The organism is Vibrio gigantis (genome assembly GCF_024347515.1).
GTDB classification, from domain to species: domain Bacteria; phylum Pseudomonadota; class Gammaproteobacteria; order Enterobacterales; family Vibrionaceae; genus Vibrio; species Vibrio gigantis.
On record NZ_AP025493.1, the window covers coordinates 1,289,961 to 1,312,080 of the forward strand.

The following is a 22,120-nucleotide window of genomic DNA, read 5'->3' on the forward strand; positions in this document are numbered from 1 at the left end:
ATTACATGAATTAATTGAAGAGCCGATATGTAGCGCCTTTTGTTCGCTACATGCCTTTAAACAGCGCTTGCGAGGCACGGCTGATTGGCAACTTCTCACCGGATACATACGCCGACATCTGGCCGGATAGTCCTTTTTTGACCTTATCAATAGCCGACACTTTCACTACCACTGAACGATGGATCTGCCAAAACTCATCTGGATTAAGTTGAGCGAGTAACTCCTTTAGAGATACACGAAGAATAAACTCCTCTAATAGCCCACCCTGCCCTTTCTTAAATATCGATACGTACTTATCTTCTGCTTTAAAATACGCCACATCATCGACGGCGATTAGGTGAATGTCTTCCCCAACACTGGCTTTGAGCCACGTGAGATACTTTTTCTGCGATAGATAAGGAGGCTGAACTTGTTGTGAGGTCGATTGGGATAGCAGTTGAAGCTGAGCCATTAACGCCGTGATATCAGGTTGTTCGGGGAGGTTACCTATTTGCGATTGGTTACTCGACAGACGCGCTTGCACCTTCTGACAGGTAGCAAGTAGGCGCTCTTCATTGATTGGCTTAAGCAGGTAATCCATCGCATTGTGTTCAAAGGCTTTAACTGCGTATTCATCATAAGCCGTAATGAACACAATCAATGGCGGCGAATCTAGCTTGTTGAGTTGTTTCGCTAGTGAGATTCCATCCAGCTCAGGCATACGAATATCGAGAAACGCCACGTCGGGCTTAAGCTGCTGAATACTTTGCATCGCCTCCAAACCGTTTTGTGCCTTGCTGACGATCTCTAGCTCCGGCCAAACCTCAGCCAAGCTCTTGTCTAAGTGATGCCTTAACAGTGCTTCATCATCTGCGATAATCGCCGTTACGCTCGGCTGTATTGCTGGGTTGTTCATGGTTAATCCTTTAAATTCACACTGTAAATCGTCTATTTTTCGTCACTGTTCTGTACTTTCTGGTGCGTAGTTCTAGACAACTGCGTCAGTCAGCGGTAACAGGATCGTCGACACTACCCCGCCCTCAGTCTGTTCAGTAATAGTTAGACTCGCCTTATCACCATAAAGGGTTTCGATTCTTTGACGAATATTGCTTAACCCAACACCGTGCCCCGTATTCGCAGAGGGCGTTTTCAACCCAGCACCACTGTCTGACACTTCAATCTTCAACTGTTCAGCTTGCTGGGTAATACGGATATTCACTTCGCCACCTGCGGCTTTTGGCTCAATACCGTGAGTTAATGCGTTCTCAACCAAGGGTTGAATTAAGAAGGGCGGAATCACTTGCTGATCGCTAATGTTGTTCGTTTCAATCGAGAAGGCTAAGCGCTCATCTAAACGAATTTTCTGGATGTTAAGATAAGCATCCAGCAAGTCGACCTCTTGTGCGATGGTCGATTGCTCAGTGCGGCTATTCTTCAAAGTCACACGCAACAAGTCGGTCAGTTTTTCGAGCATCAACTTGGCTTTCGCGCTGTCACTCTCAATCAATACATTGATGGTCGCAAGCGTGTTGAACAAGAAGTGCGGTTCAATTTGGCTCTGTAGTTGTTTAAGCTGACTCAGCACCACCACCTTCTCTTGATCGGCCTGACGGCGCTTGGCCACTTCTAATTCGTTATCGGCACGTAACTGCTGCTCTCGTGCGTAGAAATAGTAATAGCAAACCGAACAGAAGATCACACCAAGCAACACGACAGATTTAAGGTCCGAGATATTGGACCCAAAATACCCGTTCAACCAATAGTGCGCGTTCAAGGTACCAAAGGTCATCGCGATCACCATTGATATACCCACTTCAAGCGTGCGGGATGTTCTCTTGAACAACTTAACCAAGATGAAAGAAGAACCCACCGCGCTGTAGCCAAAGCCAAAACTGATTGCTAGATTAACCGTTAATCCGCCGCCCCAAATCGTATGGGTTGTAATCGCAATAAGAACACAAAATAGCGTGGTGAACGCAAAGCTTTTGATCCATGAAAACCGACTGTTTGAAGAAGTGTTCATTAAAATCGTCCTTTGATATTTATAAGAATCATATGACTATCGGGTAAGTTGGCGTAAGCAGAATCACTTTTACCGCCTAGAAAGCGTGCAGCAAGTTCCAATTCCAACGATGAATCACCATTATCTAACGCCTGATAGTTGAGCCACTGAGTAGCAATAAAACCACCGTCTTGTGGAGACAACATCACATCAAATGTTGGCGTGATATCTTCAAGCCAGCCATGTGTCGAATCCAAAGACCAGTGAAACATGATGTTGTGTTGAACCAAATTGGCGTGCTGATAACCTTGCGCGTAAGAGCCTGCCAACAATGCTGTCATCGGATTAACTGACAAAGGCTCGGCACTTTCTATTGCGCTTTGCCACTCAGAGTCACTCCACGCTCGGCTATCAAACCAGTATTCCAACACCACATTGTGGCCCGTGTCATTGGCCCATGTTAGTCCTGCTAACGCTTGATAAGCTTCGCCCTGCTCTTCAAGATAAACCGGTTTAAGCATTGAATCCGGCTGACTGTAGCCAAGGCTTTGTCGTTGATAGACCACCGAACCATGAAACTCCCATGCAAGGTTTAAGACCGAAACCAAACTCGCTCCAAGCAAGCCGTGGCGCACGTCGTCGTAATAAGCGACCCATTGATATTCGTGGTCGCCAATCAGGTTGTAACGACGTAAGCCAACGCCTTGTTGTTGATTCTGCTTTTCGAACTCATTCACATCTTGGGAAGTCCATGATGAATCGCTGTAAAGCAGTGTCCACTCGCCCGTCATATCGAACAGTGACGCCGACGCCACACCCGCCCCCTCTTCTGCGACAATGCCTACTGGGTTTTGTCGGTAAGGCTTGATAATGTCTAGTGGCCGGTAGCCATAGCCCACGCCCCAATCGAGACGAACCTTGCCGAGCGTGACATCAAGATAGTGATCTCCGACTATAGAATTAGACACCTCAACACCACCTTGCCAAAACAACTCACGCACAATGAATTCAGACTCAAAGCTCGCCTCTTGTCCTTGAGGGTTGTTGCTTAGAATATCGTTGGCTTTCACTGCGAACAGACCAAGCCAATTACCATATCCAACCTCTAGATCCAGCAAGCCATTGAATGACTGACGATTATCAGACGCTAAAGGGCTGAATGGCGACTCTCTCGACTCAACGGCTTCGGCACTCAGTTGCCAATCCCACGCTAGGCTCAATTCATCTGCCTGAATCGTGTTACTCACACAAGACAAAGCAAGCAAAATAGCAGCTGAATACTTGATGTAAGGCTTACGACTAGAAGCTTTCATGGCATCCACCTAAAGCCCAGATACGCTATTACGCGATAAGTAAGCTGGGTTGTAGTATTTGTCTGCCAAGGCTTGTTCGCTTACTTCGCGGTACTCAATCACGGTCTTCTTACTTGGTTGAATCTTATCAAGTAAGGTCATTGACACTACACTCGGCAAGCCATCACGCACGCCTTCAGTAAACCACGCTTGCTTGGCTAGTTTTCCTGAACGCAAATACAAATCCGCTTTAACTGGAAATGCGCGCTCTGTCGTTAACCACAGATCGATGGATTGATAACTCGCGCCCTTAGTTTTTGCGGTGAGTTTTAAGTGATGGGTATCAAGCAGATCACCACTTGACACCTCAACCTGTTGTTCGACAACCCACTCACCTTGGTAATCTTCGCTCCAAGTGAGCGTTGAGATATCACCAACCGAAGCTTCACCAAGCAATTTTTGCATCGGGGTAATACGAATTGGACGACGAGATTTCGGCATCAATAACCAATAGTTGTCTTCTATCATCAGCATCTTTTGACCCGCCTCGACAGCCGACTTGAACACCACTAACGACTCTCGATTGGGTCTTGTGTAGACGTTGTACTCACGTGTTTTATCGAGTTGTTCGTCTTGATATAACGCCACCAGAGAAACCACTTTCGACGCCTGTTCGCTGTTCAAACGGTAGCTGTCTGCCTTGGCTATCATCTCGGTAACTTGCTGTGAATCGACTGCCCAGCTTGGTGTCGATACTAGAACCAAAGCTAAAACAGAGCCCAACGCGAAAGCCAAGGTATTGAATGAACGAGTTAATTTACACATAAACCAGCGCCTCCGTGATTGGCTTATTCACGCCTTTACGAGCAGAGAAATAAGCAGCCAGCAAACATATCGTCAGCACACCTAACGTCGCGTAACCAACCAATTCTAATGAGAAGTAAATGTTGAGTGGGTAACCTTCGGTTCGACCCGGAGGTGGTGGCATTTGTATATCGACTACCAGTAACAACACCGACACTAAACCGCTCACTAGTGCGCCTATCGCACTGCCAATTACCGCCAGTAATCCCGCCTCTTTTAAGAAGCCTGCGACGATTTCAGAAGGGTAACTACCAAGAGCCGACAAGGTGCCAATTTCACGAGTGCGCTCCGTCACCGACATGGTCATGGTGTTAAACAGCGACACGAACACTACCAATGCCATCACCGCGCCCATAATGCCGAAGATCCGGTCATAAAGATCTTTAACCTTGGTGTAGAAAAACGCGCGATCTTGCCATGGGGTGATCTCTATTTCAGAACCTTGTTGAGCATCTTGCTTGTCCAAAGCCATTCGAATACGTTGTTGAACCGTCGATGTCTTGTTGGTTTCAAAAAGGAATACCGACAAGGTACTAACTTTGTCTGAAGCTAAAAGCTCTTGAGCTGTCGTGATGTGTACGTACAACTGACGCTTATCCAACTCAGGCACGCCAGTCGAGTAAATGCCCTGCACCTTAAAATCAAAGGCATTCAATGCGCCATCACTGGTCGTCGCAAGCAATGTGACCCAATCACCAACGGCCACTTTGAGGTTACGAGCAAGGTCGGTTCCGAGCATCACTTGTGGCTCTTGGCTGTCGTATCTTGGTGATTTCACATCCGAGAGGGTTTGACCGCTGCGCACATCAAGGAACGGCCCTTTCATGTCGAACTCGCGCTCATTAACGCCCGTTCCCATGAAGATGGTCGACTTACTGCCGTTAGAAACCAAACCGCTGAAGTAGACTCTTGGCTGAACACCACGCACGTCGCTGTCGCCAATAATGCTCTTGGTTAGCGCTTGAACGTTATCCAGACCATTGCTCAGCGGCATGTCTTCATCTTGCTCAAAATAACCCGGCGTGCTCAAGGTAAGGTGGCCAGTATCGCGCGCGGTCGATTCTCTCAAGGATTCGTAGGTGTAAAGCCCATAGCCTCCTGCCGACGTCAACGCAAATACGGCAATGGCGATGATCAATACAGAAAGCAGACTGCGGCGACCATTTCTTAATAGATTAAGCCACGCCAAACGCACCGAAGTTGGAAGTAAAAACGTGCTCATTCTTTGTGTTAACTTGCCCATGAGATCGCCTCCGTTGCTGTGATTTGTGGTGCCAGTTGGCCGTCGATAAGTTCAATCACTCGGTCGCAGCGCTGCGCCATTCTTGGGTCGTGCGTTGCGACAATAAAGGTAGTGCCCATTTCGTGGCCAAGCTCTTTCATAATGTCGATCACAAGGTTTGCGGTATGACTGTCTAAGCTCGCGGTCGGCTCATCGGCAATCACTAAGCTTGGGTTGTGGATCAGTGCTCTGGCTATCGCGACACGTTGTTGCTGACCGCCTGAAAGGTTGTCTGGGCGGTGATGAACGTAATCTCCTAGCCCAACACGCTCTAACATCTCTTGCGCTCTGGTCTGCTGTTCTTGTTTCGAACATTGGTTCAACATCAATGGATAAGCGACGTTTTCAAGCGCAGTCATTACAGGAACCAGATTGAAGCGCTGAAATACAAAACCCAGTGACCCGCGACGAAAACGCGCAGCGGCAATTTGCTCAGTCGGATACGCTTTACCATCAATGTTTATCTCGCCTTGATAGTCCATATCCAACAAACCAAGAATGTTCAACAGCGTGCTTTTCCCTGACCCAGAAGGGCCACACAACGCCACCATTTCACCGCGTTGGATGTGTCCATCGACCCCGCTTAATGCATCAACACGTTGACCGCCAGTCACATACGCTTTGCCGATACCTTTAAATTCAATCATTTCATTGTCCTCTGATTACCCATCATTCTTTAGCGTTCGCTGCTGTTACTTTGCTTTCGCTATTAGGGCCTTCGCAGTCATAGTTTCGATATTGCCAGCATCGGCGGTTTCCATTTGTTCTAGCCACACCTGTGCTTGCTCGAAGTCTTCAGCACGAATCGAAGCGGTAATTGCGTAGCGATAAATCCATGAAGTTGCAGAGAAGTGCTGTTGCTGAAAGTCCTCTTCAGTGAGTAACGAAAGGAACAGGTCATAACCGCGATCAAAGTGATTAAACATGTCTGGTAGAGAGGTGTAAGTCACCGCAGCCATAGCGCGAGTTAGGTACGAATCTGGTAGCCCTTGAACACGAGGTTGCTCATGAATCGGTTGGTCTTCGTCTTTAAGCAGAACCAGTGATTTATCGATGGTCGATAAACCCTTTTCCACATACTTCATCTTATTCCAAGGTAAGAACGCATCACGCCCCATTAAGGTTTCTGTGCTGCCTAGATAAACCAAAGTCAGTGGTGTCGCACCGTCTTTTTGCAGCGTGTCATTGAGACGCTCATAAGCCACCTCGACTAGCTCTTCATTGCCTTGCGCGGCTTGGTTGTAAATATCCAGCACATCTGAACTTGGATTAGCTAGCGCCAGCGTAGGAGCGATTGAAGCTAACCCAATTAAAAGTGAACGACGAAACAGAGCAGTAAATGAGTTTGAAGTGTTTGAAGCAGTCATGATGTGTAATCCCTTTCAAATGTTGACGATGAAAGGTTAACTAGAATTTGTCGTGCAGTTTTACCGATGCGACGAATGGTAGTAATGAGGAGTGAATGGTTTGGAGAGGGTGTGAGTGGGAGAACGGAAGTGCAAAAAGAAAAAGCCCGCGATACCTTCGAAGCACCTTTGCTTACTCAGTATCACGTAGCTTTTAATTGATTCACTAGTTAACTACGTTTAGTAGCATCAATTTGACGACTTAAATTAACCGACTTTCTTAATCATCGTCGCTGGGTTGTAACCTTTCTCGCCTTTGCTAACTGGTTCGCTAGGGTTGTAATGGCGCATAAGCACATTAAATTTACCCGTGTTATTACCGTCCATAGTTGGAATGTTGTTTGGCTGACCTTCACATCCAAAACGGAGAGTGTAAGTTCCATCGCTGTTCATTACGGGTGCCATTTCACTCGAAATATTGGCTTTATCATTAAACATGCGCCCATCTGCGTTATATACGGTTGCAGACCAAAATGACCCTGCCTTCGGATCTTTGAAAGTCGTCTCATAACATGCATTCGCATCGAAATACTGGCTGGTTTGGTAGATGTTGTCTTCGACCATTGCACCACCCCAACCGCCAGCTGCACCAACGTAATTCATATAATCAGTTTGGCCGCTTTCTTTGTTACCAAACGCCTTTGATTGGTCATATCCGTCACTGAAGTCGATGTTGCCCGCTTTATCCGTAGCCTTAAATGACGCCATGTCCCACTCTTTTACTTCAAACGGTTTTTCACTGCCTGTTTCAATTTTCAGGTTACGGCGAGCATCATCTTCAAGCGCACGGACAATCACAAATGCGTGGTCGGTTTTTGCACTGATTTTATGGCGACCTGAACCGTAGATCATTGGTTGTGTCTCGTGGTTTTCATCAACGACTTGCAGTGACACATATTGGTCAGTTTCTGGAACTGTCACATAGACATCATCGTTCGACATATCGATGACAGAAACAGAGTAAAAGGTGTCTCGATTCATTCGCACAACGAACTGCTCTTCTGGAACGCTGCTCGGTACTGGCATCTCAAAGAATGTATTGATACCACCCGCTTTCTCTACCACCGCGCCAAGACGCATATTCGTGTATGCCTGAGCAAAATTATCTTCCGTGACAATAGTTGGCGCTGCAATAACGCTGGTTGAGAATAAAGCGACAGCAGTAAGGGGAAATAGTGTTTTCATAGTAGCGACCTTTATATTTCAAAGTGAATGTCATTTGGAAGAGTATTATTTGCTCTGCCGACAGTGATCACTTTATACTTCCAAGGTGGAAAGCGTGGAAAATAGGACTTGCCGAAATGGAAAGCGTAGACTTGAACTTGTTGCGTACTTTTGTATTGCTGTGTCAGTCGAATAGCCTAAAAAGGGCTGGGATGAAGCTGGGGATCTCAGAGAGCGCAGTCAGCAAGCAAATGACCAAGCTAAGAGAACAATTAGGACACCCACTTTTCGAACGCACCACGGAAGGGTTGAGACCAACGCATTACAGCAAATCTATTTTGCCCAACATTGAGCAAGCTCTGTCGTTAATGCACTCCGCTACCTCACCAATAACATTCAATCCATCTACCTATGAAGGGCCTATCACCCTTGCTTTCTTCGCCTACACACTAGAGTTCTCAGGCGTTAGTTTGTTTAGGGAGCTCTCGAAAACATTTCCCAAAGCACAAATTGAGCTGAAAACTTGGACATCAGATACAGAGCAAAAACTAGAAGACGGTGATATCACCTTAGGTGTGCACTTTCTAAACGAAGACCGCAGTACCAATGTCTTTCAGAAACGCATCATGGCCGACCAACTGGTGATCGCCGTATCAAAGTCATTGGGGCGACTAACATGGGAAGAAGCGTTGCAGCTGCCTTTTATCAAGATCCGAAGCCAAGGTTGGAATGAAGAACGTTACCGATATTTAGAAATGTTGAGAAGTAGCGGTATTGATCCCCATATCAGTATCACGGTGGACAATTTTTCAGTTGCGAGGCAAATCCTAGAGCAGGGTGATCACGCCTGCGTATTAAGCGACAGTTGGAAGGACGCTTCACTTAACACCATCGAGCCTCCCAAAGAGCTTAGAATTGATCTAAATCTTGTCTCCTGCATGCGCCTTGTCGATCGTCAAAGCCCTCTAAACCTTACAGTTCATGACGTGATTAAAAGGGTCATGCTTCAATCTATATAGGCTTTAATCTAAATAGTTAGTGCTCTGAAAGGATTTAAAAAGGCTCGTTATCGTTTCATACAAACAAAAATAGCCGCTAATCAGCGGCTATTTTTAATTATCTAAGCAAAGCTTTTACTGCTTCTACGCTGCGACTATTTCTTCGTTTCTTCTATTTTTTAGTCTCTTCAACTACCGCTTTCATCAATACTGATGTATCCATGCGGCCTTGTCCTTCAGCAGACAGAGCCTTGTATGCGTTGTTGGTTTTTTCAGTCAGTGGAAGTTGGATTCCTTGGCGCTCAGCTTCATCTAAACAGAAGCCTAAGTCTTTGATCATCCAATCAATTGCAAAGCCGAAATCAAACTTGTCTTGCGCCATTGTGGTAGCACGGTTTTCCATCTGCCATGAGCCAGCTGCGCCGTTTTTAAGACAATCAACCAGAGTTGGGATATCCAAACCTGATTTTTCAGCAAGTACCAAACCTTCAGAAAGGCCATTCAATACGCCCGCGATGCAGATCTGGTTAACCATTTTCGCACGTTGGCCTTGGCCGACTTTACCCATTAGAACTGACGACTTGCCGTAAGCTTCAAATACAGGTTGAAGGTCGTTAAATAGCTCTTGCTCACCACCACACATGATAGTTAGTACGCCGTTTTCTGCGCCCGCTTGACCACCAGACACTGGTGCATCCATAAAGCGAACACCTGCTTCCTTTGCAGCCACTTCCAGCTCTTCAGACAGGATTGCAGACGTTGTTGTGTGGTCGACAAGAATCGCGTTTGGCTTCATAGCGGCCAATGCGCCTGTTTCGCTAGTCGTCATGCTGCGCACGTCGTCGTCGTTGCCAACACAAACCAATACTACATCAGCTTCAGCGACACACTCAGCCACAGTTTCTGCGGCTTTACCTTGGTGTTTATCAGCCCAGTCTAATGCTTTGCTGTGAGTACGGTTGAATACCGTTACTTCAAAACCGGCTTTGACTAGGTGGCCGGCCATTGGGAAACCCATAACGCCTAACCCGATAAAACTTACTTTCATTTCTTTCTCCTTTTATTTGACCAAGTCATCGCTATGAAAAGATCGAACACTCTCAATCAATGCATCAATAAGCAGGGTCAAAGCCTTTGGCTGATATTTTCTTTCTTTGTACACTAAATACGCTTGGCGATCACCCCGATGATACTCAGGGAGCACTTGAACTAGATTCATCTCAGGGGATACATGACGAAAAGGCAATGAGGCAAGCCCCAAGCCTTTTTGCGCCGCGGCCGCCACTGCATGAATATCGTTAACGATGAACTTGGGTTTTATCGTGATCATCTGCTCTAAGCGGTCAGATTTGTAGAGCGGTATATCAAACACATCATCGACGTTAATCCAGTCTTGAAGCTCTAAATCGTCCGGATTTTTAATTATCTCACGTGAATCTAAGTATTCTCGACTCGCGAAAAACCCATGTTTAGCTTTAAAAAGTGGCCGAGCAATCATGCCTTCCATGTCCGAGATCTTAAACGTGATCAGTAAATCACGATCGGTCTGCGGAATGAGCTGCTGTTGGCTCAAGGTAAGGTCGAGCTGAACGTTCGGATATTGAGTGAGGAATTGTTCTACCGTCGACCGTAGAAAGCCACTATAGAAGTTATGAGGCACTGCGAGCTTTATCTTGCCTTGGATAGCATCACGCTCTTCAAGCAAGCTATTAAAGCCGTGATGAATCGACTCCATGCCGCTACTCAGCGCAGCAAAGGCTGCCTCACCGTCTTTGGTGGCCACCAGTTCACGACCTTTCTTTTCCAAAAGTCGGATATTCAGGCGCTCTTCCAATGCGGTTAACCGACGCGACATTGTCGACACAGGCAATTGCAGCCGTTTCGAGGCCGATAACAAAGAACCCTCTTCAACCACTGCACAGAATAAGAACAAATCATCAATGTTTCCAAATATGGAATTCATACTTCTATATGTGCCTATTTTTCTCATTAATGGATAGAAGTAACCTTATCCCATCAACAACAGAAAATCACGGGAGAAACACAGTATGAACAACAAACAATTTTGGGTAACCGCGATTTTATCCTCTCTGACCATGGCAGCAATCATGTCTGGGTTAATTTCTGGCTACAAAATGGGCTTCAGCCCCGAGTGGCCACCCATCTGGATGCAGAGCTTCTTCATTGCTTGGCCATGTGCAATCACCCTTAACCTCACCTTGCTTCCTTTGATCAGAAAACTCTCAGCATGGATTTGTCGCCCGAGAACGCTTTGCGAACCTGAGATCACGGAACAATGATCAAGGAGCTAAGATCTAAGTTCCATCATCAAAGAGCTACGATCAAAAAGCTCTGTTCATGGATAAACGCCTGAATTACAACCATAAAAAAACCGAGCACTAGGCTCGGTTTTTTATAACTGTTGTTACTGTAAAGATTACAGCTCAGCGTTATGGTAAACCTGCTGAACATCATCACAGTCGTCAAGCATGTCTAAGAACTTCTGGAACTTCTCAGAATCTTCTTCAGCTACTGGTGTAGTTGTTTGAGGAACGAAAGTGATTTCCTCAACGTCTAGAGTTAGCTCTGGGAACGCAGTGTTTAGTGCAGTCTTCGTTTTGAAGAACTCAGTCGTTGGAGCGAATACAGTGATTACACCGTCTTCTAGCTCAACGTCTGTCACGTCTACGTCTTCCATCATCAGCGTTTCTAGGATGATCTCGTCATCTTCGCCTTTGAACTGGAATACAGCTTGGTGAGCGAACATGTGAGAAACAGTACCCTCAACACCGATTTTCGCGCCAGTCTTAACGAAACATTGACGAACGTCTTGGAAAGTACGGTTGCCGTTATCAGTTAGACAGTCAACGATTACACTTGTACCACCTGGGCCAAAACCTTCGTAACGAGCTGGTTGGAAGTCTTCACCACCGCCGCCATTCGCTTTATCGATCGCTTTTTCGATAACGTGTGCTGGTACTTGGTCTTTCTTCGCTTTAGCAATCAGGTGCTTAAGAGGTAGGTTCATGTCTGGGTCAGAGCTGCCGTTCTTAGCCAGTACGTAAATCTCTTTACCGTATTTAGAATAAACTTTAATTTTTGCGCCTGCAGTTTTCGCCATTGAGGCCTTGCGCACTTCAAAACTTCTTCCCATCGGGATCTTCTCTCTGATTCAATTAACGGTGCAAATTCTAGCAAATTACTGTGTCATTTCAATTCTACAGCACTGCTGGGCAAGGTTTGTCTGCGTTTATGCGACACCCATTACCCGTTTGTATTTTTCTACAGACTGTTCAAACCACACCTTTTCATCTGGGTCACCTAGCTTCATTGCTTCTTCAACAATGGCTTCAGGGCCACATTTCGCTTGCTTCAGTTTCCATACAAGAAACGATGCTTGCTTATCCAGTTCGATTTTATTTTTCTCGCTGGGTGGAAGGAGTGAAAGGTTGATAGACATTATTAGCCTTCGTCTGTAATACACTTGGCCGAGAAATATATCATAGAGCAGGCTCATAAAACCAATACTATGAGTAACAGAAAGGGTTTATGAGACAAGAAACCAAGCAAGTCACTGATGCAGGTCAAGCTAGTTTGGGAGAACTTATCTCCCTTGATGAGAAAGTATCACTTATTCGACTCACCGAATGAGCCGAATAATAAGGTAATTGCATCGCAAGGGCTGTAGAAAGCTTCTCAGCCCAAAAAGACTATTCACTCACCGCTAACACATCACAGCGTGAGGCGCAGATGAAATCATTCTTGTGTAGACCTTTAATTGAGTGACTCCACCAAGTGACGGTGACTTTGCCCCACTCCAATAAGATCGAAGGGTGATGGAATTCTTCTTCTGCCAGTTCTGACACTTTATTGCTGAATGCCCACGCTTGTTTGTAGTTCTTAAACTTAAACACCTTCTCAAGCTGCGGGATGCCGTCTCTTTCGATGATCTGCCAATCAGACAACTCCAAAAGTAATGAGTGTTGCTCATCTTTACTTAAAGCAATCGCGTCAATACTGCAGGCTTCGCATTTTTGTTCATTCAACATGTGTGGGTTCCTTGGGTTCAAAAAGTGGTGGTAGTAACCCCGCTTCAATCGCGAGATCTGCTTGCTGTAATAGATTTTCCTGACTGATTTCAAATAGCTCAGACAGCTCATCGATCACATAGTATTTCGGCTGCATAATGTCGATGCGATAAGGCGTTCTTAAAACCGTTTGCAGATCAAACCGCTCGCGAACGGCCAAATCCCCTCCCAACGCATACATAGTTTCCGCTGGAGACGAAAGAATGCCACCGCCATAGATTTTCAGTTGTTGGCCTTCTTTTACTAAACCGAACTCGACCGTAAACCAATACAAACGGGCAAGATAAGCGCGCTGTTTGGATGTCGCCGCTTGGCCTAGTTTTCCATAATGCTCAGTGAATGCTGCGAAATCAGAATTAGTGAGCATGGCACAGTGGCCGAAAATTTCATGAAAGAAATCAGGCTCTTGTAAGTAATCGAACTCGTCTCGAGTTCTCAAAAATGTCGCAACTGGGAATTTCTTATTGGCGAGCAAATCGAAGAAACGGTCGAAATCGATTAACGCTGGAACAGGCTGTACCTGCCAACCTGTTGTTTCCATTAGCACTTTGTTTATCTCTGGAAGCTGCGGAACTCTGGCTAATGGCAGATCCAGCAGGGTCAGACCGTGCAAATAGGCATCACAAGCGCGGTCACTAATGACGTCCAGTTGCCTTTTCACCAAGTCGTGCCAAATGGCATCTTCTTCGAGGCTCCACTCAACCCATCCCTCTTGGCTCACGGGCTTAGAATGATATTGAGTCATTACACACCTCCTTTCGAATGTCTCCCTTTAAGCCTATCTCCACTCCTTATATCCGCCAATTTGCGCAATTTTTCGAAATAAGCGTTCGTGTAACATTTTATTTACACGGTTCACCCAATCCCTTATTTTGCTGATCTTTTGACTTTGTAAAACCTAAATACCAGACTGAAAACGTTAACTTTTTGTTAAAGGTAAAGGAATGCACGAAAGCAATAAGCCCATTTGGCAGCCTAGCGAGCAGCGCATCGCAAACGCCAACTTAACCCAATTCATGAATAGCCTTGATCAGCAGGGCGTACTCGGGCGGGAATTACAAAACTACACGGATCTCCATCAATGGTCTGTAGAACATCCAGAGTCGTTTTGGCAGAACGCATGGCAGTTTTGTGGAATGGTCGGGGCGCAAGGAGATGACACCAAAATTCAAGGTGAGAGCCGTTGGCAGCAGCTGAAATCAAATCGTGATGCGGTTTGGTTTTCGAATGCGCAAGTAAACTATGCCGAGAACTTGCTGCGCTTGGCGCAAACCATGCCTGATGAGCGCGCTATTTGGTTTGAGAATGAGCGTGGCGAACAGCAGAGTTATACATGGAAAACCTTGTGTGAGGCAGTTTCTAGCGTTCAACAATGGCTTGTCGATAGCGGTGTGGGTCAAGGGGATGTGGTTGCCGCGTATACCCCCTACCTGCCACAAACCGTAATAGCCATGCTCGCTACCACCAGCTTAGGGGCGATCTGGACGTCAACCTCGCCTGATTTTGGCGTTGAGAGTGTGATTGAGCGGTTTGGCCAAGTGAAACCCAAGGTGTTGTTCACCTGTGATGGCTATACCTTCAATGGCAAAACGTTCGATATGACGGACAAGAATAGTGAAATCATCGAGCACTTAAACGCGCTAAAACAGGTGTGTCAGATCGGTTATTTGAAACCGACTCGTGATTTAGAGAAGAATGACTTTGAAAATGATGTGTCGACCCAAAGCTGGCACAGCATCATTAATCACTATCAGCCAAAACCTGTGCAATTTGTGCGTGTCGGCTTCAATGAACCATTGTTTGTGCTCTACTCTTCCGGCACCACAGGCAAGCCTAAATGTATTGTCCACTCTGTTGGCGGCACTACCATCAACCACCTAAAAGAGCATCAACTTCATTGCGATGTTAAGCCAAACGATCGCGTGTTCTACTACACCACATGTGGTTGGATGATGTGGAACTGGCACGTATCTGCGCTCGCTAGCGGCGCTTGTTTGGTGATCTTTGATGGCAGCCCAGTTTACCCGCAACCCAATGTACTGTGGGACTTGGCACAGCGTACCGATGTGTCGCTGTTTGGTACCTCAGCCAAGTATCTAGAAGCGATTGAGAAGTCAGAACTCTCGCCAACCGAAAGCCATTCTCTTCCTCACTTAAGAACGCTGTGCTCGACGGGTTCTGTGCTTTATCCAGAGCAGTTCGATTACGTCTACAAACACATCAAACAAGACCTGCATTTAGCGTCCATTTCTGGCGGCACGGATATTTGTGGATGCTTTGTGTTGGGTAACCCAATCTCGCCAGTGTATCGCGGTGAGTGCCAACAGGCAGGGCTCGGAGTCGACATAAAGGTGTTCAATTCGACTGGTTATAAAGTCAATCACGAACGTGGCGAACTGGTGTGTACCAACTCCCTCCCCAACTTCCCTGTTGGCTTCTGGAATGACACCGGAGAGCGCTATCACAGCACTTATTGGGATAGGTTCGATAATGTGTGGCATCACGGGGACGAGGTCGCACAGAGCGTACATGGCGGCTATCTGTTCTATGGACGAGGCGACACCACACTTAACCCTGGTGGGGTAAGAATTGGTACTGCCGAGATCTACCAGCAAGTGAACACCATTGAGGGCATCATCGATTCCATCGCCGTTGGTAAAGATGTCGACCGCAATGAGCAGATATGGCTGTTTGTTCAGTTGCAGCAAGGCATAGCGTTGGATGACCAGTTGGTGACAACAATTAAGAACAAACTCAAGTCATCTTGCTCACCAAGGCATGTGCCGAGCCAAATTTTTACTATCAGCGATGTGCCAAAAACACGCTCAGGAAAACTGGTGGAATTGGCAGTGAAACAGATAGTGAATGGTAAACCCGTCGAGAACCTCGGGGCTATTGCTAACGCCGAAGTCTTAGAAGAGATAAAACGCGTTGTTTCGCTCTAACGTTGAGCCTTAGAAAGCGGCTAACTATCTCCAATTTTCTCTTGGCTGTCAGATAACATCTGGAGTAAAGGCAGCCGATTGAAAACCGATGACTGAGTGAAACAAGCAACGGGAGAAGCATTAAATACTGAACACTTTAAGCAGTCCTTGATTGGCCGATAAAAACCGAATCTAAACGACTATTTAAGCTCGTGAATCCCCGTCTTAGTATGGCCCCGAACCTTTTCTAAAGCTCTTAATGCGATCTGCTCATCATATTTAAAACAAAAATAGAAAATTAATCATTTTATAGCCTGAGATAATATTCACTAAAGACGAATCATTTATACAAAAAAAGAGTCCACCACAGGGTTGTATCCAAGCTTATGGATATTTAATCGAATTATAATAATTTCCGTTTACACAGACCCATTTCTAGTGAAATGATAATTTGATAGCTATCACATTTAGAACGATTATTTTCCCATACTATCTCGGAATGTTAATTACTTAAGGGTAATTACCAAAACCTAACCATTGATATTAATAATCTTGAATTCAATTAGAAATAACAAGCGGTGAATCCCTACGTAAAATAAAATCATTATTAAATGATCGGAGACATTATCATGCGAATAGTATTAGCTCTAGGCGGTAACGCTCTTTTAGCAAGAGGCCAAGCATTAACGGCTGAGAACCAACGTGAAAATATAATCAAATCAGCGGCGAGTATTGCCGCGATCGCACGCGAGCATGAGATTGTTATCGTTCATGGTAATGGCCCACAAGTAGGTTTATTGATGGAACAAAACGCAGCTTATAGCGAATATTCGCCAGAGACGACCCCGTACCCAATGGATGTACTCGGATCTCAAACCTGTGGCATGGTGGGCTACATGTTACAACAAGAGCTAAGAAACATTGACCCTGAATTAGACGTAGCTACGCTAGTCACGCAAACTGAAGTATGCAAAAAAGACCCTGCGTTTTCTAATCCGACTAAATTTGTTGGCCCTGTATATACAGAACAACGAGCTAAAGAGTTAATGGCTCAAAGCACAATGCAGTTTAAAGCTGATGGCGAGTACTACCGTCGCGTTGTGCCTTCTCCTATGCCAAAAAACATTGTTGAAATTCAGCAAATTGAAACACTTCTAGATACAGAAAACCTTGTTATCGCTTGTGGCGGCGGCGGTGTTCCCGTGAGTATTGAACAGGGTAAGAGCACCGGCGTAGAGTGCGTAATTGACAAAGATCTTACGGCTGAATTACTGGCTGAAAAAATCCATGCCGACTTATTTATTATCTTAACCGATGGTTCGATTTTCCGTAACTATGGTAAAGAAGACCAAGCAGAAATGAAGCAAGCAACGCCTGCTGGTTTAGCAGAATTTTCATTCCCTGCTGGTTCTATGGGGCCAAAAATTGATGCCGTTTGTAAATTCGTTGAAGCTGGATTAGGTAATGCGGCGATTGGTTCATTATTTGATTTAGATAAAATAATTACCAATGAATCTGGTACTCTGATTACGAAAGGCGAAGGCATTGTTTATTATTAATATTCTCGAATGAGAATTACCACCAATATAAAATCTTTGGTTAAAGCCTCTTATTTAATAACGAGGCTTTTTTATTAGAGCCATATTAGTGATGAACGGGATAAATATTCATATACTTACTGCATTTTATATATTTAATTAACATTATAAAAACGAATTTTGTGCTCCATATTTGGCAGTTATGAGCACTAAAAGAATAGCTTTCCATACCTATATTTATTCACTAGTTGCTAATGTTTAATTTTGAAAACCGCTTCTTTCAAGAAACGGTTTTGGTCGCGCAAGGGACGAGTATTTGCGTTGACATCAGTGAATCTACATGGGCTCATTCGCATCCGCTTGATTTTCTGGCATCGCATCAATAAAAGCGGGTAACTGATTGCACGCTTCGACAATCGAGTTAATCAACGGATAAGGTGACATATCAACATCAAAGCGCAACGCATTGTAGACTTGCGGCACTAAGCAAATATCTACGATACATGGCGAATCTGTGAGGCTATACACCGAGTCACCGTGCGCTTTTCTGTGCTTCGCTAGCTTCTCTTCTAGAGCATGGAAACCCTGGCTCATCCAATAGTGCAGCCAATCCATTTTCGCCCCTTGTTCGCACGATAATTCTCCCTCCAAATACTGCAACACGCGCAGGTTATTGAGAGGGTGAATTTCCATCGCAATATCCTGAGCCATCGCCAACGCTTGATAGCGCAGTGGTGTTTGCTCAGGAATCAACAAGGTGTCTGCGTAGATTTCGTCCAAGTATTGCAAAATCGTCAGTGACTGATTGAGCTGAACTTCACCATCCACCAGCACCGGCACTAATTCACTAGCATTGAGCTCGCGATATTGTGGATCATGCTGCTCGCCGCCGTTACGCACCAAGTGCACAGATTTAGACTCATAGTTAAGTTGCTTTAGGTTCAATCCAATACGCACTCGATAGGCTGCAGACGAGCGCCAGTAACCATAGAGTGTGATCTTCTTGTTCATCTGATTCATTGTGCCTCTCTGTCGCTATACTCTTGTCGTTATCACTAGCGTGGACGATATTGACTCACTTTTTGGTCAATCGCGCCAAAGATCGAGTCACCCGCGGTATCGAACATCTCTAGACGAATCGAATCACCAAACGACATGAATTGAGTCGACGGCTTACCATCACGAATCGTCTCTATCATGCGCACTTCAGCAATGCAGGAATAGCCCACACCACCTTCCGAAATGGAGGTGCCGTGGTCAGTGCCTTGCTTATTCGATACCGTGCCCGAGCCAATGATCGCACCAGCCGACAGGGGACGAGTCTTTGCTGCATGGACAATCAGCTCAGCGAAATTGAAGGTCATATCGACACCCGCATTCGGGCAACCAAAAGGCTGGTCGTTATAGGTCGATACCAGCGGTAAATGCACCTTGCTGCCTTTCCACTGTTCGCCAAGCTCATCGGGTGTTACCGCCACAGGAGAGGACGCCGAAGACGGTTTAGATTGGAAGAAGCCAAAGCCCTTCGCGAGCTCAGCAGGAATCAAGCCGCGCAGCGACACATCATTGACTAGCATAAGTAGGCGAATCGAATCATGCGCCTGTTTGGCACTCGCGCCCATAGGTACGTCACCGGTGACAACGGCGACTTCGCCCTCGAAATCGATACCCCATTCGTCACTAGCAAATTCAATATTGTCACGTGGACCAATAAAGGCATCTGAGCCGCCTTGATACATGAGCGGGTCAACCCAGAAGCTTTCTGGCATTTCAGCACCACGAGCCTTACGCACCAGCTCAACATGGTTTACATACGCGCTGCCATCTGCCCATTGATAAGCGCGCGGCAGAGGCGATTCACAATATTGAGGCGCAAACACTTCACTACCCGTCACATGGCCGGTATTGAGCGAGGTGTATAGCTCCTCTAATTGAGGTGCAACGCTGTCCCAGTTATCCAGGGCGACTTGCATAGTTGGCGTCAGATGCATCGCGTGGAAAATCTCCGTCGCTGGCACACACTGTTTGAGATCTCTACTCACGACCATCAACAGACCATCGCGAGTACCATTTTTCTTGGTTGCTAATTTCATCCTTGTTGCCCCTTACTTCTCTTGCCAACTGTAGACATATTCTTTGTTCTCAACGCTATCGAGTTCATCAGAAAACTGCAGTGCATGGCGGGTATCAATCATCACAGCCACTTCATCGGTGAACTTTTTCTTATACGCTTGCCCAGCCTTAAAGGCTTTCGGGTGAGGCCCATGAGTGAAACCCGCAGGGTGGAAAGTCACCATGCCCGCTTCAATATTGTCGCGACTGAAAAAGTCCCCTGCGTGATAGAAAAGCACTTCGTCATAATCATCATTGTTGTGATAGAACGGCACTTTCAGCGCACCTGGGTCGCTCTCAATCGGGCGTGGTACAAAAGTACATACGACAAACCCAGCGCCCACAAACGTTGTGTGTGCAGAAGGTGGCAAGTGATAGCGATGTGACATCAGCGGCCTGATATCACGCCAATTCACTTTCACTACCGCTAAGTCGCCATGCCAACCAATCGCATCCAATGGATTGAACGGATAGGTGATCACGCTGACTTTGTCGTGGCGTTTTACCTGAACCTGAGTCTGGTGTTCTGAATACTGAGCACGGAATTGATCATTGATCGAAGGAATATCGAGTACTGCCGGATCAAACACAGCGTGATTACCGACCATGCCTTTCTCCGGCAAGGAGTAAGCCGCATCAGTGTTCTCAATCATCAAGATGAACATCGGCTCACTGGGTTCCAAGCGCCAATTGGTCGAGCGCGGGATCATCACGTAATCCCCTTCACTCACTTCTAAATGACCATAGTCACAATAGAGATCAGCGCTGCCTTGGTGAATGAACAATAGCTCATCGCCATCGGAGTTACGTACCAAGAAATCCATCTTCTCGTCCATGCGCCATACACGGATTTTGCAGTCCGCGTTGTGCAAAAGATGAGGCACAGCCCAAGGGGTTATCTGACTGGCTTTGTCCACCAGCGTAAAATCAAAAGCACGAGGACGTAAATCGCCCTCCCACTCAGACCAACCTGTTGGGGCGTGTTGATGATGAAAGTGAGCCGCAGGGCCGAAGAAACCACTCCGACCCGCTTCGCGCTCATAGATGGCCTCTTCGGGGAAGTCGGCATGCGCTTGTTTAGAGCACACACCCTCCCGATGAGGAAACGAGATCCATTTATGCATCGTCTAATACTCCTCGACGAATCTGGTCTTCTTCAATCGATTCGAACAACGCCTTGAAGTTACCTTCGCCAAAGCCTTCGTTGCCTTTACGCTGAATGATTTCAAAGAACACTGGCCCAATTACGGTCTGTGTAAAGATCTGCAGCAAGATGCCGTCTTTAGTCGGCGCACCATCAATCAGAACTCGTAGCTCGCGCAGCAGATCAGTGTCTTCTCCGTGGCCTTTCACACGATCGTCAACTTTCTCGTAATAAGTATCAGGAGTTGGCATAAAGTCCATGCCACGATCACGCAGGGTTTTGACGGTTTTGTAGATGTCATCCGTTGCAAGTGCGATGTGTTGAATGCCTTCGCCGTTGTATTCACGAATGAACTCTTCGATTTGTGATTTGTCGTCGGAAGACTCATTGATTGGGATTCGAATCTTACCGCAAGGTGAAGTCATAGCGCGGCTCACAAGGCCAGTCAGTTTACCTTCAATATCGAAGTAGCGAATCTCACGGAAGTTACCAAGACGCTCATAGAACCCAGACCACACATCCATGTTGCCTTGCTTAACGTTGTGCGTCAGATGGTCAATTTCATACAAACCAACATTGGCTTCGGCCATGCGCTCCTCTGCATCATCGTAGAATCGGAAATCGACGTCGTAGATGCTCTGCTTGCCATAGCGATCCACAAAATAGAGCAGGCTTTCACCGATGCCGTAAATGGCTGGAATGCTCAGCTCCATCGGCCCTATTTCTGTTTTATACTCTTCACCACCACCCTTGAACGCTTGCTCCATAGCAGCGGTTGCTTCGTTAACACGAAAAGCCATGCCACACACCGATGGACCATGCACTTTAGCGAACGCTTCCGCTTGGCTGTGTGGTTGTTCATTGACGATAAAGTTAATGTCACCTTGTCGATACAGCCAAGCCTCTTTTGAACGGTGCTTGGCGATCTCAGCAAAACCAAGTGACACAAACAGCGCTTTAAGTTGCTCAATTCCCTTGTGGTCAACGGCCGTGTATTCAACAAACTCGAATCCATCCGTACCAAGCGGGTTGTATGACTCCACCATGAACTTTCTCCTTGTACCATTTGGTTTTATGTTGTGTGTTTTTTATTCTTAATTAAATTTGGCCCACAAGCGAAGATAATGGAATGCATGAAATAAAATGGACAATCACAGTAAAAACCCGTCAATTTGTAAAAAATTTGTTACACGCGGATGATTAAGGCAAGAAAGTGAGTGCTATCAAGGGATTGAAAGGTGGTGGTTTGATTTACAGCTGAGGAATGGATGTTATTGAATTGTTACAGACGTGCTTTTGTCAGCTAAGGTGATAAATCGAACATTAG

General features: G+C 46.1%; 22 protein-coding genes and 1 pseudogene. 5 read left to right on the forward strand and 18 right to left on the reverse strand.

Annotated features, from left to right (window positions below):
• Window positions 1-46: 46 nt before the first annotated feature.
• The 8 genes from OCV56_RS21855 to OCV56_RS21890 all read right to left on the reverse strand — a co-directional run bounded on the left by OCV56_RS21855 (window position 47) and on the right by OCV56_RS21890 (window position 8,010).
• Window positions 47-895, reverse strand: coding sequence for a LytR/AlgR family response regulator transcription factor (locus OCV56_RS21855; RefSeq protein WP_086714628.1), 849 nt, complete (start codon window positions 893-895; stop codon window positions 47-49).
• Between the two features lie 72 nt (window positions 896-967).
• Complete coding sequence (locus OCV56_RS21860; protein ID WP_086714629.1) at window positions 968-2,002, reverse strand: sensor histidine kinase; 1,035 nt, start codon at window positions 2,000-2,002, stop codon at window positions 968-970.
• Window positions 2,002-3,294, reverse strand: a complete 1,293-nt coding sequence (locus OCV56_RS21865; protein WP_086714630.1) for a hypothetical protein — start codon at window positions 3,292-3,294, stop codon at window positions 2,002-2,004. The genes OCV56_RS21860 and OCV56_RS21865 overlap by 1 nt, the downstream gene beginning before the upstream one ends.
• Window positions 3,295-3,303: 9 nt before the next feature.
• On the reverse strand, window positions 3,304-4,098 hold the full coding sequence (locus OCV56_RS21870) for an outer membrane lipoprotein-sorting protein (protein ID WP_057622713.1): 795 nt from the start codon (window positions 4,096-4,098) through the stop codon (window positions 3,304-3,306).
• Complete coding sequence (locus tag OCV56_RS21875) at window positions 4,091-5,380, reverse strand: ABC transporter permease (protein WP_055319237.1); 1,290 nt, start codon at window positions 5,378-5,380, stop codon at window positions 4,091-4,093. The genes OCV56_RS21870 and OCV56_RS21875 overlap by 8 nt, the downstream gene beginning before the upstream one ends.
• A complete protein-coding gene (locus OCV56_RS21880) occupies window positions 5,368-6,066 on the reverse strand; it encodes an ABC transporter ATP-binding protein (protein ID WP_086714631.1) in 699 nt (232 codons plus the stop codon). Before OCV56_RS21880 ends, OCV56_RS21875 begins: the two co-directional genes overlap by 13 nt.
• A 45-nt stretch (window positions 6,067-6,111) precedes the next feature.
• On the reverse strand, window positions 6,112-6,786 hold the full coding sequence (locus tag OCV56_RS21885; RefSeq protein ID WP_086714632.1) for a hypothetical protein: 675 nt from the start codon (window positions 6,784-6,786) through the stop codon (window positions 6,112-6,114).
• A 246-nt stretch (window positions 6,787-7,032) separates the two neighbouring features.
• Entirely contained in the window at window positions 7,033-8,010 is a 978-nt protein-coding gene (locus OCV56_RS21890) for a DUF1254 domain-containing protein (RefSeq protein WP_086714633.1), read from the reverse strand.
• 116 nt (window positions 8,011-8,126) lie between these two features.
• Here OCV56_RS21890 and OCV56_RS21895 point away from each other — a divergent pair, with 116 nt between their 5' ends.
• Window positions 8,127-9,008, forward strand: coding sequence for a LysR family transcriptional regulator (locus OCV56_RS21895; RefSeq protein ID WP_228761163.1), 882 nt, complete (start codon window positions 8,127-8,129; stop codon window positions 9,006-9,008).
• Between the two features lie 151 nt (window positions 9,009-9,159).
• On the opposite strand, the gene OCV56_RS21900 is transcribed toward OCV56_RS21895, so the two are convergent.
• Window positions 9,160-10,035, reverse strand: a complete 876-nt coding sequence (locus OCV56_RS21900; protein ID WP_086714635.1) for an NAD(P)-dependent oxidoreductase — start codon at window positions 10,033-10,035, stop codon at window positions 9,160-9,162.
• A 12-nt stretch (window positions 10,036-10,047) separates the two neighbouring features.
• Window positions 10,048-10,950, reverse strand: a complete 903-nt coding sequence (locus OCV56_RS21905) for a LysR family transcriptional regulator (RefSeq protein ID WP_086714636.1) — start codon at window positions 10,948-10,950, stop codon at window positions 10,048-10,050.
• A gap of 85 nt (window positions 10,951-11,035) precedes the next feature.
• On the opposite strand from OCV56_RS21905, the gene OCV56_RS21910 reads away from it, so the two are divergent.
• A complete protein-coding gene (locus OCV56_RS21910; protein WP_086714637.1) occupies window positions 11,036-11,287 on the forward strand; it encodes a DUF2798 domain-containing protein in 252 nt (83 codons plus the stop codon).
• Between the two features lie 137 nt (window positions 11,288-11,424).
• On the opposite strand, the gene OCV56_RS21915 is transcribed toward OCV56_RS21910, so the two are convergent.
• The 4 genes from OCV56_RS21915 to phhA form a co-directional block, all read right to left on the reverse strand.
• Entirely contained in the window at window positions 11,425-12,141 is a 717-nt protein-coding gene (locus OCV56_RS21915) for a YebC/PmpR family DNA-binding transcriptional regulator (RefSeq protein ID WP_010432326.1), read from the reverse strand.
• Window positions 12,142-12,237: 96 nt separating this feature from the next.
• Window positions 12,238-12,447 carry a DUF3283 family protein gene (locus OCV56_RS21920; RefSeq protein WP_008216860.1) on the reverse strand — a complete coding sequence of 70 codons (210 nt, stop codon included), beginning with the start codon at window positions 12,445-12,447 and terminating at the stop codon, window positions 12,238-12,240.
• A 250-nt stretch (window positions 12,448-12,697) separates the two neighbouring features.
• Window positions 12,698-13,036, reverse strand: a complete 339-nt coding sequence (locus OCV56_RS21925) for a 4a-hydroxytetrahydrobiopterin dehydratase (RefSeq protein WP_086714638.1) — start codon at window positions 13,034-13,036, stop codon at window positions 12,698-12,700.
• Entirely contained in the window at window positions 13,026-13,820 is a 795-nt protein-coding gene (gene phhA / locus OCV56_RS21930; RefSeq protein WP_086714639.1) for a phenylalanine 4-monooxygenase, read from the reverse strand. The genes OCV56_RS21925 and phhA overlap by 11 nt, the downstream gene beginning before the upstream one ends.
• A 199-nt stretch (window positions 13,821-14,019) precedes the next feature.
• Between phhA and OCV56_RS21935 the strand changes: the two genes are divergently transcribed.
• The 3 genes and pseudogenes from OCV56_RS21935 (at window position 14,020) to OCV56_RS21940 (ending at window position 17,558) form a co-directional block, all read left to right on the forward strand.
• A complete protein-coding gene (locus OCV56_RS21935) occupies window positions 14,020-16,020 on the forward strand; it encodes an acetoacetate--CoA ligase (RefSeq protein WP_086714640.1) in 2,001 nt (666 codons plus the stop codon).
• Window positions 16,021-16,044: 24 nt separating this feature from the next.
• Window positions 16,045-16,182: pseudogene (locus OCV56_RS26175) on the forward strand (carboxypeptidase); the annotation flags it as partial.
• 446 nt (window positions 16,183-16,628) lie between these two features.
• Entirely contained in the window at window positions 16,629-17,558 is a 930-nt protein-coding gene (locus OCV56_RS21940) for a carbamate kinase (RefSeq protein ID WP_086714641.1), read from the forward strand.
• A 315-nt stretch (window positions 17,559-17,873) separates the two neighbouring features.
• Here the strand turns inward: OCV56_RS21940 and maiA are convergent, their stop codons facing one another.
• Genes maiA through hppD form a run of 4 tightly spaced genes read right to left on the reverse strand, consistent with a single transcriptional unit; the run spans window position 17,874 to window position 21,839 of the window.
• Entirely contained in the window at window positions 17,874-18,548 is a 675-nt protein-coding gene (gene maiA, locus OCV56_RS21945) for a maleylacetoacetate isomerase (protein ID WP_390903688.1), read from the reverse strand.
• Window positions 18,549-18,592: 44 nt separating this feature from the next.
• Window positions 18,593-19,630 carry a fumarylacetoacetate hydrolase family protein gene (locus OCV56_RS21950; protein ID WP_086714643.1) on the reverse strand — a complete coding sequence of 346 codons (1,038 nt, stop codon included), beginning with the start codon at window positions 19,628-19,630 and terminating at the stop codon, window positions 18,593-18,595.
• Between the two features lie 12 nt (window positions 19,631-19,642).
• Window positions 19,643-20,773, reverse strand: a complete 1,131-nt coding sequence (locus tag OCV56_RS21955; RefSeq protein WP_086714644.1) for a homogentisate 1,2-dioxygenase — start codon at window positions 20,771-20,773, stop codon at window positions 19,643-19,645.
• Entirely contained in the window at window positions 20,766-21,839 is a 1,074-nt protein-coding gene (gene hppD / locus OCV56_RS21960) for a 4-hydroxyphenylpyruvate dioxygenase (RefSeq protein ID WP_086714645.1), read from the reverse strand. Before hppD ends, OCV56_RS21955 begins: the two co-directional genes overlap by 8 nt.
• Window positions 21,840-22,120: the final 281 nt, after the last annotated feature.

What these genes read in the sequence shown, in the direction of transcription:
- OCV56_RS21935 (WP_086714640.1), top strand. Translation starts at nt 14,020, where the DNA reads ATGCACGAAAGCAATAAGCCCATTTGGCAGCCTAGCGAGCAGCGCATC.
- OCV56_RS21910 (WP_086714637.1), top strand. Translation starts at nt 11,036, where the DNA reads ATGAACAACAAACAATTTTGGGTAACCGCGATTTTATCCTCTCTGACC.
- OCV56_RS21915 (WP_010432326.1), bottom strand. Translation starts at nt 12,141, where the DNA reads ATGGGAAGAAGTTTTGAAGTGCGCAAGGCCTCAATGGCGAAAACTGCA.
- OCV56_RS21925 (WP_086714638.1), bottom strand. Translation starts at nt 13,036, where the DNA reads ATGTTGAATGAACAAAAATGCGAAGCCTGCAGTATTGACGCGATTGCT.
- hppD (WP_086714645.1), bottom strand. Translation starts at nt 21,839, where the DNA reads ATGGTGGAGTCATACAACCCGCTTGGTACGGATGGATTCGAGTTTGTT.
- OCV56_RS21920 (WP_008216860.1), bottom strand. Translation starts at nt 12,447, where the DNA reads ATGTCTATCAACCTTTCACTCCTTCCACCCAGCGAGAAAAATAAAATC.
- OCV56_RS21890 (WP_086714633.1), bottom strand. Translation starts at nt 8,010, where the DNA reads ATGAAAACACTATTTCCCCTTACTGCTGTCGCTTTATTCTCAACCAGC.
- OCV56_RS21860 (WP_086714629.1), bottom strand. Translation starts at nt 2,002, where the DNA reads ATGAACACTTCTTCAAACAGTCGGTTTTCATGGATCAAAAGCTTTGCG.
- OCV56_RS21885 (WP_086714632.1), bottom strand. Translation starts at nt 6,786, where the DNA reads ATGACTGCTTCAAACACTTCAAACTCATTTACTGCTCTGTTTCGTCGT.
- OCV56_RS21875 (WP_055319237.1), bottom strand. Translation starts at nt 5,380, where the DNA reads ATGGGCAAGTTAACACAAAGAATGAGCACGTTTTTACTTCCAACTTCG.
- maiA (WP_390903688.1), bottom strand. Translation starts at nt 18,548, where the DNA reads ATGAACAAGAAGATCACACTCTATGGTTACTGGCGCTCGTCTGCAGCC.
- OCV56_RS21955 (WP_086714644.1), bottom strand. Translation starts at nt 20,773, where the DNA reads ATGCATAAATGGATCTCGTTTCCTCATCGGGAGGGTGTGTGCTCTAAA.
- OCV56_RS21905 (WP_086714636.1), bottom strand. Translation starts at nt 10,950, where the DNA reads ATGAATTCCATATTTGGAAACATTGATGATTTGTTCTTATTCTGTGCA.
- OCV56_RS21870 (WP_057622713.1), bottom strand. Translation starts at nt 4,098, where the DNA reads ATGTGTAAATTAACTCGTTCATTCAATACCTTGGCTTTCGCGTTGGGC.
- OCV56_RS21855 (WP_086714628.1), bottom strand. Translation starts at nt 895, where the DNA reads ATGAACAACCCAGCAATACAGCCGAGCGTAACGGCGATTATCGCAGAT.
- OCV56_RS21900 (WP_086714635.1), bottom strand. Translation starts at nt 10,035, where the DNA reads ATGAAAGTAAGTTTTATCGGGTTAGGCGTTATGGGTTTCCCAATGGCC.
- OCV56_RS21895 (WP_228761163.1), top strand. Translation starts at nt 8,127, where the DNA reads ATGGAAAGCGTAGACTTGAACTTGTTGCGTACTTTTGTATTGCTGTGT.
- OCV56_RS21880 (WP_086714631.1), bottom strand. Translation starts at nt 6,066, where the DNA reads ATGATTGAATTTAAAGGTATCGGCAAAGCGTATGTGACTGGCGGTCAA.
- OCV56_RS21950 (WP_086714643.1), bottom strand. Translation starts at nt 19,630, where the DNA reads ATGAAATTAGCAACCAAGAAAAATGGTACTCGCGATGGTCTGTTGATG.
- OCV56_RS21865 (WP_086714630.1), bottom strand. Translation starts at nt 3,294, where the DNA reads ATGAAAGCTTCTAGTCGTAAGCCTTACATCAAGTATTCAGCTGCTATT.
- OCV56_RS21940 (WP_086714641.1), top strand. Translation starts at nt 16,629, where the DNA reads ATGCGAATAGTATTAGCTCTAGGCGGTAACGCTCTTTTAGCAAGAGGC.
- phhA (WP_086714639.1), bottom strand. Translation starts at nt 13,820, where the DNA reads ATGACTCAATATCATTCTAAGCCCGTGAGCCAAGAGGGATGGGTTGAG.